This window comes from Variovorax sp. OV084 (assembly GCF_900111625.1).
Classification (GTDB): Bacteria; Pseudomonadota; Gammaproteobacteria; order Burkholderiales; family Burkholderiaceae_C; genus Variovorax.
The window spans coordinates 173,329-187,765 of sequence record NZ_FOII01000011.1 but is presented as its reverse complement, the minus strand read 5'-3'; the positions used below and the strand labels follow the sequence as shown (position 1 = coordinate 187,765).

The following is a 14,437-nucleotide window of genomic DNA, read 5'->3' as shown; positions in this document are numbered from 1 at the left end:
CCCGATCGCGATGGAAGAAGGCCTGCGCTTCGCCATCCGTGAAGGCGGCCGTACCGTGGGTTCGGGCGTCGTGGCCAAGATCCTCGACATCTAAGCCGGACGCAAAGGAATCACCATGGCTACCAAGCAAAAAATCCGCATCCGCCTGAAGGCATTCGACTACAAGCTGATCGACCAGTCGGCAGCCGAGATCGTCGACACCGCCAAGCGCACCGGCGCGATCGTCAAGGGTCCCGTGCCCCTGCCGACCCGCATGAAGCGTTTCGACATCCTGCGTTCGCCGCACGTCAACAAGACGTCGCGCGACCAGCTGGAAATCCGCACGCACCAGCGCCTGATGGACATCGTCGACCCGACCGACAAGACCGTGGACGCGCTGATGAAGCTCGACCTGCCGGCCGGCGTGGACGTCGAGATCAAGCTGCAGTAATCCGTTCGACCTCGCGTCGCGGTTATTTGTGAAGCCCGCCTGCAGAAATGCAGGCGGGCTTTGTGCTTTATGTCGCGCAGATGTGGCATCCTCGCCGGACGACAGCCTCCCTCCATCGAGGCGTCGGACAGCTGAAACGAGGGCAGCACAGCTATGAGACAAAGCATCTCTTTTGCGTCGGGTTTGGTGGCTTGCATCGCGGCGGCGTTGCTGACCGCATGTGGCGGCGGTGGGGGAGGAGGCGGTGGCGGCATTCCCTTGCTGCCCGTGCTTCCGACGACGCCAGTTGCCCTGAGTGGCACGGCCACTTACGAGTCGGTACCCAATCCCAGTGGCCGCCTCGTGTATTCCGATATCTCGGTCAAACCAGTGCGTGGTGCTTTTGTCGAAGTACTCGATGCCACCAGTGGCAGCCAGCTGGCCACGACTTCCACCGATGACAACGGCGCCTACTCGGCGAGCGTTCCGTCAAACGCGAACGTCGTTGTCCGCGTGCGCGCTCAACTGACCCGCACTGGCGCGCTTCCGAGTTGGGACGTCACCGTGCGTGACAACACGCAGTCGAACGCGATCTATTCCATGCAGTCGTCGGCATTCTCCACCGGCACCGCGGCGCTCACCCGCGACCTGCGCGCCGGCAGCGGATGGGGCGGGTCGAGCTACACCAGCCAGCGTGTGTCCGGGCCGTTCGCCGTGATGGACACGGTCTACACCGCGATGCAGAAAGTGCTGTCGGTGGCTCCGGCGACGGCGTTTCCGTCGCTGAAGGTGTTCTGGAGTGTCAACAACACCAACTCCGGCGGCAGCATCGCGCTGGGCCAGATTGGCACCACGTTCTTCATCGGAAGGAGTTCGGGTGCCGAAATCTACGTGCTCGGCAAGGAAGATGTGGATACCGACGAATTCGACGCGCCCGTGATCGCGCACGAATGGGGGCACTACTACCAGGCCTCCTTCAGCCGCGACGATTCGCCGGGCGGCGCGCACTCCACGAGTGAACTCATCGACCGCCGCCTCGCTTTCTCCGAAGGATGGGGCAACGGCTGGTCGGGCATTGCGTTGGGGCGCAGCAACTATGTCGATTCGGGTGGCCCTGGCCAGGCCCAGGGCGGCAGCCTCGATCTCACGCAGGGGCCGGCGACCAACCGAGGATGGTTCCGCGAATCCTCGATTCAGTCGATCTTCTGGAATCTGAATCAGCAGGTCGGTTTCAAGCCGATCCACGACACGATGACGGGGGCGCTATTCAGGAGCGGTGCGCCGGTCACGTCGATTCATCCGTTCGCCGTGGCATTCAACGCGACAGCGCAGAGCAGTGCATCCACGCTGGCCGCGTTGCTCACGGGGCAGAGCATCACGGTCAATGATGCCTACGGCGCGGGGGAGGGCAATGATGGCGGCGTGTCGATCGCGTTGCCGATGTACAAGCAGGCGGTGGTCGGTACGGCCACTTCGGCCTGTGTGACGAACGCTGCGGATCCTCAGCGTGACGGAAACAAGCTCGGAAGCTTCGCGTACCTGCGTTTCACGGCGCCCACCAACCGTGGTTACCAGTTCACGATCTCCCCGCCGGGGGGCGCTAATCCCAACTACGCGATCTATCGGGGTGGCGTGGTGAGCCGAAATACCAGTTCGGTCAACCTGTCGGCTGGCGACTATGTTCTGGTTGTCAACGATCTCAACAATTCCGCCACCAGCACCTGCTTCGGCGTGATCATTCAGTAGCAGCGAGGAAGGCCGCCATGAACCTCCGTTCCAGTTCGACGATTGCCGCCTTGGCATGCCTGACGCTAGCCGCCGCGTCGGCGCCGGTCTTTGCAGATGGCGTGCCGGCGCCCCGCACCGCGAAGCACGCAGCCTCGTCCCGCAATGCTGCGCCTATGACGGTCGCAGCACGCAAGCCCAACGATTCCGGTGTCGTGATCCAGTTCAGGGTAGAGGGCACGCCCCAGGTCGGCCGGCCGGTCTCTGTTGTTCTGCAGTTCGACGGCGTGAGCGATCCGGCGGGTGCCACCGCGCGCCTGACGACCGATGCCGGCCTGACCCTGACCACAAGCAGCAGCCTGGCCCTTCCCGCCGGCCAGCGTACGACCGCCACCGCCACGGTGACGAGCGACCGCGAAGGCCTTGCCTACCTGAACGTCTTTGTCACGCAGAACGGCGCCATGAGCATCGTCGCCATCCCCGTGCAGACCGGCTCGGCCGCCCCGGCCATGAAGGCTGCGGGCGAGATGAAGTCGTCCGCGGAAGGCGAAAAAATCATCTCGCTGCCGGCCAAAGAGCCGAAATAAGCTGCGAAAGACCCCGGAAGCGGGGCTTCGGCGCCCTCAAAGCGGCCGCAACTGCAGTGCTTGCGCAGAGCCCGCATCGCGGGCTATAATCGCTGGCTCTGCCCTTGCTGCGTCTGCATTGGGTGCTGTTCTGGCAGAGATTTATCAACCTTCTTACGCTGTCGGGGAAGCCCGGCAAACGCTGTCGCCAATTGAAGTGGCAGCGGCGTAGGGAGTTTCCATTTTTGGAGAAAACAAATGAGTCTGAGCAACTCCCTCGGGTTGCTGGGCCGCAAGGTGGGGATGATGCGTCTCTTCACCGATGACGGGGACGCAGTTCCTGTCACGGTGGTGGATGTGTCCAACAACCGTGTGACCCAGATCAAGTCCCAAGAGACCGATGGCTACGTCGCCCTGCAGGTGACGTTCGGTTCGCGCAAAGCATCGCGCGTGACCAAGCCCGAAGCCGGCCACCTCGCCAAGGCAGGTGTCGAAGCAGGCGAAATCATCCAGGAATTCCGCGTTACCGCCGATACCGCTGGTCAGCACAAGGCTGGCGGCGTGATCGCAGTGACGAGCGTCTTCTCCGTGGGCCAGAAGGTGGACGTGCAGGGCACTTCCATCGGCAAGGGCTACGCTGGCACGATCAAGCGTCACAACATGAGCTCGCAACGCGCGTCGCACGGTAACAGCCGTTCGCACAACGTTCCCGGCTCGATCGGTATGGCACAAGACCCCGGTCGCGTGTTCCCCGGCAAGCGCATGACGGGCCACCTCGGCGACGTCACCCGCACGACGCAAAACCTCGACGTGTTCCGCATCGACGAAGCACGTCAACTGCTGCTCATCAAGGGCGCGATTCCGGGTTCGAAGGGTGGCTTCGTCACCGTGCGTCCCGCCGTCAAGGCCAAGCCGCAAGCGGCCCAAGGAGCGAAGTAATGGAACTCGAACTCCTGAACGAACAAGGCCAGGCCGCGTCGAAGTACGACGCCCCCGAGACCGTGTTCGGCCGTGACTACAACGAAGACCTGGTTCACCAGATCGTCGTTGCATTCCAGGCCAACGCACGCCAAGGCACGCGCGCCCAGAAGGACCGCGAACAGGTCAAGCACTCGACCAAGAAGCCTTTCAAGCAAAAGGGAACGGGCCGCGCCCGTGCCGGTATGACGTCCTCGCCGCTGTGGCGCGGGGGTGGCCGGATTTTCCCGAACATGCCTGACGAAAACTTCTCGCAGAAGATCAACAAGAAGATGTACCGCGCCGGCATGGCGTCCATCTTCTCGCAGCTGGCTCGCGAAGGCCGTCTGGCCGTGGTCGATTCGATCAAGGTCGACTCGCCCAAGACCAAGCCGCTGGCAGCCCGTTTCAAGGCGATGAATCTCGAGTCCGTGCTCGTGATCGCCGAAGAAGTCGACGAAAACCTGTACCTTGCCTCGCGCAATCTGGTCAACGTTCTCGTGGTCGAACCCCGCTACGCCGATCCGGTGTCGCTGGTTCACTACAAGAAGGTGCTGGTCACCAAGGGTGCCGTCGACAAGCTCAAGGAGATGTTCGCATGAGCCGCGTGAACCCTACCGCCGCTGAACGTACGTTCGAAGAAGGCCGCCTGATGGCGGTGCTGGTCGCCCCGATCGTGTCCGAAAAGGCCACGATGGTCGGCGAGAAGTCGAACGCTGTCACTTTCAAGGTGCTGCAAGACGCCACCAAGCCCGAGATCAAGGCCGCTGTCGAACTGATGTTCAAGGTCGAAGTCCAGGGCGTGTCGGTGCTCAACACCAAGGGCAAGACCAAGCGCTTTGGCAAGTCCATCGGCCGCCGCGACAACGTTCGCAAGGCCTATGTGACGCTGAAGGCCGGTCAAGAGCTCAACCTCGTCGGGGAAGGCGCTTAATCATGGCCGTCATCAAGATGAAACCCACTTCGCCGGGCCAACGCGGCGCGGTGAAGATCTCGCGTGACCACCTGTTCAAGGGTGCTCCTCACGCAGCCCTGCTGGAACCCCAGTTCCAGAAGGCCGGCCGTAACAACAACGGTCACATCACGATCCGTCACCGTGGCGGTGGTTCCAAGCACCACTACCGCGTTGTCGACTTCGTGCGCAACAAGGACGGCATCCCGGCCAAGGTCGAACGCATCGAGTACGACCCGAACCGCACCGCCCACATCGCTCTGGTCTGCTACGCCGACGGCGAGCGCCGCTACATCATCGCCCCGCGCGGTCTTGAGGCTGGTGCAACGCTGCTGTCGGGCGCCGAAGCCCCGATCCGCGCCGGCAACACCCTGCCGATCCGCAACATCCCGGTCGGCTCGACGATCCACTGCATCGAACTGCAACCCGGCAAGGGCGCGCAGATCGCACGTTCGGCTGGTACGTCGGCCACGCTGCTGGCCCGTGAAGGCGTTTACGCCCAGGTCCGCATGCGTTCGGGCGAAGTCCGCCGCATTCACATCGAGTGCCGCGCGACGATCGGCGAAGTTGCCAACGAAGAGCACAGCCTGCGCCAACTCGGCAAGGCAGGCGCCAAGCGCTGGAAGGGTATTCGCCCGACCGTTCGCGGCGTCGTGATGAACCCGGTCGACCACCCGCACGGTGGCGGCGAAGGCAAGACTGGCGAAGGCCGCCATCCTGTCGACCCATGGGGCAATCTGACCAAGGGCTATCGCACCCGTAACAACAAGCGCACGCAGGTCTTCATCGTGTCGCGTCGCAAGAAGTAAGGGATAGCCAATGACTCGCTCTCTCAAAAAGGGTCCTTTCGTCGACCACCACCTCGTGGCCAAGGCCGACAAGGCCGTGACGACCAAGGACAAGAAGCCGATCAAGACCTGGTCGCGCCGCTCGATGGTCCTGCCCGAATTCATCGGTCTGACCATCGCTGTGCACAACGGCAAGCAACACGTGCCCGTGTACATCACCGACCAGATGGTCGGCCACAAGCTCGGCGAATTTGCGCTCACGCGCACGTTCAAGGGGCACCCCGCGGACAAAAAAGTCCAGAAGAAGTAAGGAACGACCATGTCTGAAACACGTGCAGTCCTCCGCGGTGTCCGCCTGTCGGTCGACAAGGGCCGTCTGGTCGCGGATCTCATCCGCGGCAAGAAGGTCGATCAAGCGCTCAACGTTCTGCAGTTCACGCAGAAAAAGGCCGCTGTGATCATCAAGAAGGTGCTCGAGTCGGCAATTGCCAACGCCGAGCACAACGACGGTGCCGACATCGACGAGCTGAAGGTCAAGACCATCTACGTCGAGCAAGGTGCAACGCTCAAGCGCTTCACGGCGCGGGCCAAGGGTCGCGGCAATCGCATCAGCAAGCCCACGTGCCATGTGTACGTGACGGTTGGCAACTAAGAAGGCCTGGAAGAAATATGGGACAGAAAATCCACCCAACCGGGTTCCGCCTTGCGGTCACCCGTAACTGGTCCAGCCGTTGGTACGCAAGCGACCGCGATTTCGCGGGCATGCTGGCCGAAGACATCAAGGTTCGCGAATACCTGAAGAAGAAGCTGAAGAACGCTTCGGTCTCGCGCGTCATGATCGAGCGTCCCGCCAAGAACGCACGCATCACGATCTACTCGGCACGTCCGGGCGTCGTGATCGGCAAGAAGGGCGAAGACATCGAGAACCTCAAGCGCGAACTGGGCAAGCAGCTCGGCGTGCCGGTTGCGGTCAACATCGAAGAAGTGCGCAAGCCCGAAATCGATGCGCAGCTGATCGCCGACAGCATCACGCAGCAGCTCGAAAAGCGGATCATGTTCCGCCGCGCCATGAAGCGCGCCATGCAAAACGCCATGCGTCTGGGTGCCCTGGGCATCAAGATCATGTCGGCTGGCCGCCTGAACGGCATCGAAATCGCACGTACCGAGTGGTACCGCGAAGGCCGCGTGCCGCTTCACACCCTGCGCGCCGACATCGACTACGGCACCTCGGAAGCCAAGACCACCTACGGCGTCATCGGCGTCAAGGTCTGGGTCTACAAGGGCGACACGCTGGGTCGTAACGACCTGCCGGCCGTCGAAACGCCGCGTCCTGAAGAAGAACGTCGTCCGCGCGGTCCGCGCCGTGATGGCCGCCCTGGTGGCGACCGTCCGGGCAGCGACCGTCGTGGTCCCGGCCCGCGCGCCGGTGCCCGTGGCCCGATCGGTGGCAACACCGCCCCGGCCGATGGCAGCGACAAGCCCGCAGAAGCAACCGGCGGTGCCGGTGCAGACTCGAAACCCGCCGTTAAGCGCGTCCGCAAAGCCGCGCCCGCTGCAGCAGCGGACGGTGCCAAGACCGAGTAATCGGTCGCTCCCGGGCACGCAAGTGCCTGGGGCCCTCACGGAGTAACAAAACATGCTGCAACCTGCACGCAGAAAGTTCCGCAAGGAACAAAAGGGCCGCAACACCGGCATCGCAACCACGGGTAACTCGGTTGCGTTCGGTGACTTCGGTCTCAAATGCACCGACCGCGGCCGCCTCACGGCGCGCCAGATCGAAGCCGCTCGTCGCGCGATTTCGCGTCACGTGAAGCGCGGTGGCCGTATCTGGATCCGCGTGTTCCCGGACAAGCCAATCTCTACCAAGCCCGCTGAAGTGCGGATGGGTAACGGTAAGGGCAACCCCGAGTACTACGTCGCTGAAATCCAGCCTGGCAAGATCGTGTTCGAGATCGTCGGCGTGCCCGAAGAACTCGCCCGCGAAGCGTTCCGCCTGGCCGCCGCCAAGCTTCCGCTGCGTACGACGTTCGTCGCTCGCCAGCTCGGCGCCTGAGAGGAGAACATCCATGGCAACACGTAAGAAAAAAGAAACCGCGGCTCCGGCCAAGGTGACGAAGGCCGCAACCCTGCGCACGAAGGACGTCGCGGGCCTGCAAGCCGAAATCAAGGATCTGCAGAAGGCCCATTTCGGCCTGCGCATGCAGAAAGCCACGCAACAGCTGTCGAACACCTCGACGCTGCGCGTTACGCGTCGCGACATCGCACGCGCCAAGACCATTCTTGCTCAGAAGCAGCAAGAAACCCCCGCCGCCAAGTAAGGAGTGAACATGACGGAAGCTAAAAAATCCCTCAAGCGCACCTTGATCGGCAAGGTGGTCAGCGACAAGCGTGCCAAGACCGTGACCGTGCTGGTCGAGCGCCGTGTGAAGCACGAGCTCTACGGCAAGATCGTGGCCAAGACGAGCAAGTACCACGCCCATGACGAAAAGGGCGAGTACAAGCTGGGCGACACCATCGAGATCACGGAAAGCCGTCCGATCTCGAAGACCAAGAACTGGGTCGTGACCCGTCTGGTCGAGAAGGCCGTTCTGGTCTGATCATCCCCGGCTCGATACAGCCCATCTAGAAACGGCCCACAATGTGGGCCGTTTTTCTTTTTCAGGAGCACATTCAATGATCAAAGTCGGCGACACCCTTCCTTCGGCCACCCTGCAGGAATATTCCGAGGTCGAGGGCGAAGGCTGCAGCATCGGCCCGAACGCCGTGGACGTGAGCAAGGCTTCGGCGGGCAAGACCATCGCGCTGTTCGCGTTGCCCGGTGCCTTCACGCCCACCTGCTCGGCCAAGCATGTGCCGGGCTACGTGCAGCACTTCGACGACTTCAAGGCCGCCGGCGTGGACGAGATCTGGTGCGTGAGCGTGAACGACGCCTTCGTGATGGGCGCCTGGGCGCGCGACCAGAAGACCGGCGCCAAGGTGCGCATGCTGGCCGATGGCAGCGCCGATTTCGCCAAGGCCACCGGCCTCACGCTCGACCTGACCGGGCGTGGCATGGGCCTTCGCAGCAACCGCTATTCGATGCTCGTGAAGGACGGCAAGGTCGCGACGCTGAACGTCGAGGCACCGGGCAAGTTCGAAGTCAGCGACGCCGACACCCTGCTGGCCCAGGCCCGCGGCTGATCGGCCGCTCCGGTCAGAGATCTCAGAGATCCACTTTGAGGTAGTGGGCCCCGGCGACGGGGTTGTGATAGTAGGGCGGTACCTCCGCGAAGCCCAGGTCTTCGTAGAGGGCCCGCGCCGACTCCATGTCGTCGAGAGTGTCGAGCAGCACGCAGCCGTATCCCGCGCTGCGTGCGGCATCGATGATCGCCTCGGCCAGTTGACGGCCCAGGCCAAGGCCGCGGAACCCGGGGCGTACGTACAGGCGCTTCATTTCCGCGGCGTTCGCGTAGTCCGCGCTGTCGAGCGGCCGCAGCGCGCAGCACCCCGCCACATGCGCCAGCGTGCCGTCGGCGCGCTGCAGCGTCGGCGCCTGGCGCCCGGCGTCTTCCGACACATTGACCGGATCGACCAGCGCCAGCAACAGCGTGCCGCGCGGCTCGGCGTATTCGCCGGGCAACTGCGCCAGTTCGCTGTCGAAATCCTGAAAGTCCAGATCGATGCCCAGCGAGCCCGCATAGTCGCTGAAGATCGCGCGCGCGGCCTCGATCTCGTGCGCCTCCTCGGGCGTGAGCAACACGACAGCCGGCATCGCCGACAGCGGCAGGGGGCGTGACACAGAGAAGCTCATACGCGCAACGAAGAAACCCAATAAGCCACGCCCGCGCACAGCGCGAACAACACCAGCGCAAGCCAGCGCGAGGCCGCGTCGTCGCGGCTCGGCGCTACCTGCCCGCTCTCTGCGGAAACCAGCTTGTCGCCCGTCACCATCGGCCGCACCAGGCGATGCCGCTTGACGAGCACGTAGAACAACACCGCCAGCACATGCAGGCTCACGAGCGCAATCACGGCCCACTTGCCCTGCGCCTTGTGCCAGCCCGTGGCCAGGCTCACGACCTCGCCCGAGACGAAACGAGTGAGCGGCCCGGACGCCGAGATTTCGTCGTCCGCCATCAGCCCGGTAGCGACCTGCAGCGCCAGGATCGCCAGCACCGCAAACACTGACAGCGCGCCCAGCGGCGTGTGCCCGATCAGATGGTCCGGATGCGCCCGTCCGCGCAGGTACGCCACGACAGACCCCGGCCCGTAGACGAAAGCCGCGAAGCGCGACCAGCGGCCGCCGACGAAACCCCAGAGCAGCCGGAACAGCAGCAGCGAAAGCACCGTGTACCCAAGGCGGAAGTGCCATTCCATGACGCCGCCCAGGCCGGTGCCGATCATGCCGATGACGGCGATGGCCAGCGCCCAGTGGAAAAGGCGCGTCGGCAGGTCCCAGACCCGCGTGCGGGCACCGGGGCCGGAGGCCGCGCGAAAGGCGGCCACGGAGGAGTCGGTCATCGAAGAAGGCGCCAAGGGGGGCGCAATGCTGCGGAAGGCGCAGATTAGCAAAGTCCGGGCCCCAGTCTGCTTCGGGTTGTTGCTATGCGCGGGACACGGGCCGCCCCTACACTCGCCGGCAGTGCCGCATTCGACGGCGCTTTCCCCACAACGAGGACCCACGATGACCAGACTAGCTTCGTTCGCCCTTGCAGCCGCCTGCGCTGCCATGTCTCTTCCCGCCGCGGCCCAGTTTGCCAAGCCCGAGGACTCCATCAAGTACCGCCAGAGCGCGCTGTTCGTGATGAGCCAGCATTTCGCTCGCCTCGGCGCCATGGCCAACGGCCGTGCGCCCTACGACGCCAGCGTTGCCGCGGCCAATGCCGAAGTGGTCGCCGACATGGCGAAGCTGCCCTGGGCCAGCTTTGGTGCCGGCACCGAGGGCGGCAAGGCCAAGCCCGAAGTCTGGAAGGAAGACGCCAAGTTCAAGGAGCGCCAGCAGAAGCTGATGGAAGAAACCGGCAAGCTGGTGACCGCTGCCAAGGCCGGCAACCTCGACGCGCTCAAGGCCCAGTTCGGCCCGACCGCCGCAAGCTGCAAGGCCTGCCACGACAGCTTCCGCAACCAATAAGCAAGCCGCATCGCAAAAACAAAAGGCGCTCTTTCGGAGCGCCTTTTCGTTGGGAAGACCGGAGATCAGGCTTCGGCCAGCAGCTTTTCGATCAATTTGTGCAGTTCGGCGAAGTCCGGCTCGCCCACATAGCGCTTCACGATCTCGCCGCGCTTGTTGACCAGGTAGGTGGTCGGCGTGAGCTTCACGTCGCCCCAGGCCTGCGCCACGCTGCCGGTGTTGTCGATCGCCACCTTGAACGGCAGCTTGCGCGTCTGGGCGAAATTGACGACGTAGCTCGGCGGGTCGTAGCTCATGGCCACGGCCAGGGTGTCGTAGCCCTGCGCCTTGTATTTGTCGTAGGTGGCGATGACCTTGGGCATCTCGCCGACGCAGGTCACGCAGCTTGTGGCCCAGAAGTTGACCAGAGTGACCTTGCCCTTCAGGTCCGCCGTGCTCTTTTGCGTGCCGTCGAGCAGCACGAAGGTCGAGGCCGGCGCGGCAGTGGCGCCGGAGCCGAGGTACACGCCCACGCCGGTGGCCAATGCGATGACGACGGCGGCAGCGGCGATGTATTTTTTCATGGCTTCAAGCAAGAGAAGGGCGGCGCGATTTTAGTTCCGCGTGCCGGATCGTGCTGGCGGCCCTCGCGCGGTTCGATAATCGCTGCCCCATGCCGTCGTCGCCCGCTTTCTCTTCTTCCTGGCTGGCGCTGGCCGCGGCAGCCCTGCTCGCAGCCTGCAGCCCCACTTTCAACTGGCGCGAAGTGCCGGTCGCCGAATCGGGCCTGATCGCGCTGCTGCCCTGCAAGCCAGACCGCGCAAGCCGTGCCCTGCCGCTGGGCGCCGAATCGGTGCAGGTCGACATGGCGGGTTGCGAAGCCGGCGGCGCGACCTTCGCCATCGCGCATGCCTCCGCCAAAGGCCCCGAACAGGCCGAGGCCTGGCTCAACGCATGGCGCGCTGCCACGCGCGGCCAGCTGGGAGAAGCGCAGCAGATGACGCAAGCCCCCGCCAGCGTGCAGCGCGCGACCGCCACACCCGCCCCGTTGCGGCTCGATGCCCAGCCAAAGCAGCAGGGCGCCGCGCCGGTACAGGTGCTCTGGTTCGCCCAGTCGCAAAAAGACGGCACTGTGGCGCTTTACCAAGCCACCGTGCTGGGCGAGCCTTCCTCGGCCGAAGCGTCGAAGACATTCTTCGAGGGCCTGCGGCTTCCGTGAACGATCGCACCATTCGCTATTGTTTTGATAGTGCCTCCCGCGACAGGTGTGGACACACGGCTGTCTCATTTCGCGCGGCGTTGTCTGTTTTTCGGGGCTGCTGCGTTATGTCGTATATCTACTTCCCCTGGGCGCCCCCGCATAATCGACGAGTCGTCCTCCGTCCCGCATGAACAGCATCCTCATCATCGCCCACTCACCGTTCGCACACGCGCTGCGGCAGTGTGCGCTGCATGTGTTTCCCGATTGCGAGCAGGCCATCGTCGCGCTCGACGTGCTGCCCAACGTGTCGCCCGAAGAAACGCTGGCGGCCGCGCGCATCACCCTTGCGCAGCAGCTGCACACGCCGCGCTCGCAGGTGCTGGTGCTGGCAGACGTGTTCGGCGCCACGCCCTGCAACGTGGCGCAGAAGCTGGTGGACGGCGTCCGGTCGCGGCTGGTGGCGGGGGTCAATCTTCCGATGCTGCTGCGCGCCGTCACCTACCGGCATGAGCCTCTGGAGACGCTGGTGCAGCGCGCCCTCGCGGGCGGCACCGCGGGCGTCATGCAGGTGGCGGTGGCGGCTCCCCAGAATCAGGCGAAAAGAAAGCACAGTGATCAAGAAATCCGTGACCATCAGCAATAAGCTGGGCCTGCACGCACGCGCATCGGCCAAGCTGACCAAGCTCGCAGGCAGCTTTCCCTGCGAGGTGTGGCTCTCCCGCGGCGACCGTCGCATCAATGCCAAGAGCATCATGGGCGTGATGATGCTGGCCGCCGGCATCGGCTCGACCGTCGAGCTCGAGACCAACGGTGCGCAGGAAGAAGAAGCGATGAACGCCATCGTCCAGCTCATGGACGACAAGTTCGGCGAAGGCGAGTAAGGACCGTCCCATGACCTTCGCAGTCCACGGCCTCCCTGTCGCCCGTGGCATTGCCATCGGGCGCGCAGTGATGGTGGTGTCGAGCCGCATCGACGTGGCCCACTACTTCATCAAGCCCGAAGAGATCGAGACCGAGATCGACCGTGTGCGCACCGCGCGCAACGCGGTGGCCGACGAGCTCGCCAAGCTGCAGGCCAACGTCGCGCTGATGGGCCCCAACGACGCGCCGCACGAACTCGCGGCGCTGCTCGAAGTGCACCAGATGCTGCTGCAGGACGAGGCCTTGAGCGGCGGCGTCAAGCACTGGATCAGCGAGCGGCTCTACAACGCCGAATGGGCGCTGACCACGCAGCTCGAAATCATCGCGCGCCAGTTCGACGAGATGGAGGACGAGTACCTGCGCGAGCGCAAGGCCGACCTCGAACAGGTGGTCGAGCGCCTGCTGCACCGCATGAAGGGCACGGCCGCCGTGCTGGCACCGAGCCCGCCGCGCCGCAAGCGCGCCGCCGCCTCGGACGACGACAACGACGACCCCACCGCGGGCGACGGCATCGACGTGCCGCTGGTGCTCATCGCGCACGACCTCTCGCCGGCCGACATGCTGCAGTTCAAGAAGAGCGTGTTCGCCGGCTTCGTCACCGACGTCGGCGGGCGCACCTCGCACACTGCCATCGTCGCGCGCAGCATGGACATCCCGGCCGTGGTCGGCGCGCGCACCGCGAGCCAGCTGGTGCGCCAGGACGACTGGGTCATCATCGACGGCGACGCCGGCGTGGTGATCGTCGACCCGTCGCCGATCATCCTGGCCGAGTACGGCTTCAAGCAGCGCCAGGGCGATCTCGAACGCGGCCGGCTCGCGCGGCTGCGCCACAAGCCGGCCATCACTCTCGACGGCCAGCGCGTCGAGCTGCTCGCCAACATCGAGATGCCCGAAGACACCGTGGGCGCCGTCAAGGCCGGCGCCGTGGGCGTGGGCCTGTTCCGCAGCGAATTCCTCTTCATGGGCCGCGAGTCGACCACGCGCCAGACCCGCCTGCCCGACGAAGAAGAGCAGTACCAGGCCTACAAGCGCGCGGTCGAGGGCATGCAGGGCATGCCCGTCACCATCCGCACCATCGACGTGGGGGCAGACAAGCCGCTCGACAGCAAGTCGGCCAACAAGCAGGAGCACCTGAACCCCGCGCTCGGCCTGCGCGCCATTCGCTGGAGCCTGGCTGACCCGGCGATGTTCCTCACGCAGCTGCGCGCCATCCTGCGCGCGGCGGCGCACGGCGAGATCCACCTGCTGATCCCCATGCTCGCGCACGCGAGCGAGATCCGCCAGACGCTGTCGCTGATCGACTTCGCGCGCACCGAGCTCGACAACCGCGGCGCGGTGCATGGCCCGGTGAAGCTCGGCGCCATGATCGAGATTCCCGCGGCTGCGCTCACGCTGCGCATCTTCCTGAAGCACTTCGATTTCCTGTCGATCGGCACGAACGACCTGATCCAGTACACGCTGGCCATCGACCGCGCCGACGAATCGGTGGCGCACCTCTACGACCCTGCGCACCCGGCGGTGCTGCGCCTCGTGGCCGACACCATCGCCGAGTGCCGCCGCCAGGGCAAGGGCGTGGCCGTGTGCGGCGAGATGGCCGGTGACGTGGCCTTCACGCGCCTGCTGCTGGGCCTGGGCCTGCGCAGCTTCTCGATGCACCCCTCGCGCATTCTTGCGGTCAAGCAGGAAGTGCTGCGCGCCGACACCAGCAAGCTCGAGGCATGGGCCAAGAGCGTGCTCGAGTCCGACGACCCTGCCACCGTGATGGCGGGTTGAGCGTACTTTTCACTCACCCTTGCGGGTGGGTGAAAAGAAACGATACACGCCGAAACTGC

General features: G+C 64.6%; 22 protein-coding genes and 1 pseudogene. 20 read left to right on the top strand and 3 right to left on the bottom strand.

All coding sequences use genetic code 11. The annotated features are described in order from the left end of the window. From BMW87_RS24260 to BMW87_RS24190, 15 genes and pseudogenes are all read left to right on the top strand, one after another. Window positions 1-94: pseudogene (locus BMW87_RS24260) on the top strand (elongation factor Tu); the annotation flags it as partial. A gap of 21 nt (window positions 95-115) precedes the next feature. After that, window positions 116-430 (top strand): 30S ribosomal protein S10, encoded by a 315-nt coding sequence (gene rpsJ, locus BMW87_RS24255; RefSeq protein ID WP_007838118.1) that lies wholly within the window; start codon window positions 116-118, stop codon window positions 428-430. A gap of 153 nt (window positions 431-583) precedes the next feature. After that, on the top strand, window positions 584-2,155 hold the full coding sequence (locus BMW87_RS24250) for a hypothetical protein (protein ID WP_093079080.1): 1,572 nt from the start codon (window positions 584-586) through the stop codon (window positions 2,153-2,155). Between the two features lie 17 nt (window positions 2,156-2,172). After that, window positions 2,173-2,721: a hypothetical protein gene (locus BMW87_RS24245; protein ID WP_093079078.1), complete on the top strand. Its 549-nt coding sequence runs from the start codon at window positions 2,173-2,175 to the stop codon at window positions 2,719-2,721. A 237-nt stretch (window positions 2,722-2,958) separates the two neighbouring features. Beyond that, a complete protein-coding gene (rplC, locus tag BMW87_RS24240; protein WP_093057774.1) occupies window positions 2,959-3,639 on the top strand; it encodes a 50S ribosomal protein L3 in 681 nt (226 codons plus the stop codon). After that, window positions 3,639-4,259, top strand: a complete 621-nt coding sequence (rplD, locus tag BMW87_RS24235; RefSeq protein ID WP_019657681.1) for a 50S ribosomal protein L4 — start codon at window positions 3,639-3,641, stop codon at window positions 4,257-4,259. The genes rplC and rplD overlap by 1 nt, the downstream gene beginning before the upstream one ends. Beyond that, window positions 4,256-4,591, top strand: a complete 336-nt coding sequence (gene rplW / locus BMW87_RS24230; protein WP_093057773.1) for a 50S ribosomal protein L23 — start codon at window positions 4,256-4,258, stop codon at window positions 4,589-4,591. The genes rplD and rplW overlap by 4 nt, the downstream gene beginning before the upstream one ends. A 2-nt stretch (window positions 4,592-4,593) precedes the next feature. Further along, complete coding sequence (gene rplB, locus BMW87_RS24225; protein ID WP_093057772.1) at window positions 4,594-5,418, top strand: 50S ribosomal protein L2; 825 nt, start codon at window positions 4,594-4,596, stop codon at window positions 5,416-5,418. A gap of 10 nt (window positions 5,419-5,428) precedes the next feature. After that, complete coding sequence (rpsS, locus tag BMW87_RS24220; RefSeq protein WP_007838132.1) at window positions 5,429-5,707, top strand: 30S ribosomal protein S19; 279 nt, start codon at window positions 5,429-5,431, stop codon at window positions 5,705-5,707. Window positions 5,708-5,716: 9 nt separating this feature from the next. Next, complete coding sequence (gene rplV / locus BMW87_RS24215) at window positions 5,717-6,049, top strand: 50S ribosomal protein L22 (protein ID WP_007838134.1); 333 nt, start codon at window positions 5,717-5,719, stop codon at window positions 6,047-6,049. A 17-nt stretch (window positions 6,050-6,066) separates the two neighbouring features. Beyond that, window positions 6,067-6,981: a 30S ribosomal protein S3 gene (gene rpsC, locus BMW87_RS24210; protein WP_093057771.1), complete on the top strand. Its 915-nt coding sequence runs from the start codon at window positions 6,067-6,069 to the stop codon at window positions 6,979-6,981. Between the two features lie 52 nt (window positions 6,982-7,033). Further along, window positions 7,034-7,450, top strand: coding sequence for a 50S ribosomal protein L16 (rplP, locus tag BMW87_RS24205; RefSeq protein ID WP_007838137.1), 417 nt, complete (start codon window positions 7,034-7,036; stop codon window positions 7,448-7,450). A 55-nt stretch (window positions 7,451-7,505) separates the two neighbouring features. Beyond that, window positions 7,506-7,715, top strand: coding sequence for a 50S ribosomal protein L29 (gene rpmC / locus BMW87_RS24200; RefSeq protein ID WP_056589463.1), 210 nt, complete (start codon window positions 7,506-7,508; stop codon window positions 7,713-7,715). A 9-nt stretch (window positions 7,716-7,724) separates the two neighbouring features. Next, entirely contained in the window at window positions 7,725-7,994 is a 270-nt protein-coding gene (gene rpsQ / locus BMW87_RS24195) for a 30S ribosomal protein S17 (RefSeq protein WP_015867662.1), read from the top strand. 76 nt (window positions 7,995-8,070) lie between these two features. Next, complete coding sequence (locus tag BMW87_RS24190) at window positions 8,071-8,577, top strand: peroxiredoxin (RefSeq protein ID WP_093079077.1); 507 nt, start codon at window positions 8,071-8,073, stop codon at window positions 8,575-8,577. A 22-nt stretch (window positions 8,578-8,599) separates the two neighbouring features. Here BMW87_RS24190 and BMW87_RS24185 read toward each other — a convergent pair whose 3' ends face one another. Further along, entirely contained in the window at window positions 8,600-9,187 is a 588-nt protein-coding gene (locus BMW87_RS24185) for a GNAT family N-acetyltransferase (RefSeq protein ID WP_093057769.1), read from the bottom strand. Further along, the gene (locus BMW87_RS24180; RefSeq protein ID WP_093057768.1) at window positions 9,184-9,894 is read right to left on the bottom strand and encodes a cytochrome b/b6 domain-containing protein; all 711 of its coding nucleotides are present in this window, start codon (window positions 9,892-9,894) and stop codon (window positions 9,184-9,186) included. Before BMW87_RS24180 ends, BMW87_RS24185 begins: the two co-directional genes overlap by 4 nt. A 163-nt stretch (window positions 9,895-10,057) precedes the next feature. Between BMW87_RS24180 and BMW87_RS24175 the strand changes: the two genes are divergently transcribed. Then, window positions 10,058-10,504: a c-type cytochrome gene (locus BMW87_RS24175; RefSeq protein ID WP_093079075.1), complete on the top strand. Its 447-nt coding sequence runs from the start codon at window positions 10,058-10,060 to the stop codon at window positions 10,502-10,504. 65 nt (window positions 10,505-10,569) lie between these two features. Here BMW87_RS24175 and BMW87_RS24170 read toward each other — a convergent pair whose 3' ends face one another. Continuing rightward, on the bottom strand, window positions 10,570-11,067 hold the full coding sequence (locus BMW87_RS24170) for a TlpA disulfide reductase family protein (RefSeq protein ID WP_093057766.1): 498 nt from the start codon (window positions 11,065-11,067) through the stop codon (window positions 10,570-10,572). Window positions 11,068-11,156: 89 nt separating this feature from the next. Here BMW87_RS24170 and BMW87_RS24165 point away from each other — a divergent pair, with 89 nt between their 5' ends. The 4 genes from BMW87_RS24165 to ptsP all read left to right on the top strand — a co-directional run bounded on the left by BMW87_RS24165 (window position 11,157) and on the right by ptsP (window position 14,378). Continuing rightward, entirely contained in the window at window positions 11,157-11,702 is a 546-nt protein-coding gene (locus BMW87_RS24165) for a hypothetical protein (protein ID WP_093079074.1), read from the top strand. Window positions 11,703-11,871: 169 nt separating this feature from the next. Beyond that, entirely contained in the window at window positions 11,872-12,327 is a 456-nt protein-coding gene (locus BMW87_RS24160; protein ID WP_093057764.1) for a PTS sugar transporter subunit IIA, read from the top strand. Beyond that, entirely contained in the window at window positions 12,296-12,565 is a 270-nt protein-coding gene (locus tag BMW87_RS24155; protein ID WP_093057763.1) for an HPr family phosphocarrier protein, read from the top strand. The genes BMW87_RS24160 and BMW87_RS24155 overlap by 32 nt, the downstream gene beginning before the upstream one ends. A 10-nt stretch (window positions 12,566-12,575) precedes the next feature. Beyond that, on the top strand, window positions 12,576-14,378 hold the full coding sequence (ptsP, locus tag BMW87_RS24150) for a phosphoenolpyruvate--protein phosphotransferase (RefSeq protein WP_093079072.1): 1,803 nt from the start codon (window positions 12,576-12,578) through the stop codon (window positions 14,376-14,378). Window positions 14,379-14,437 lie beyond the last annotated feature (59 nt).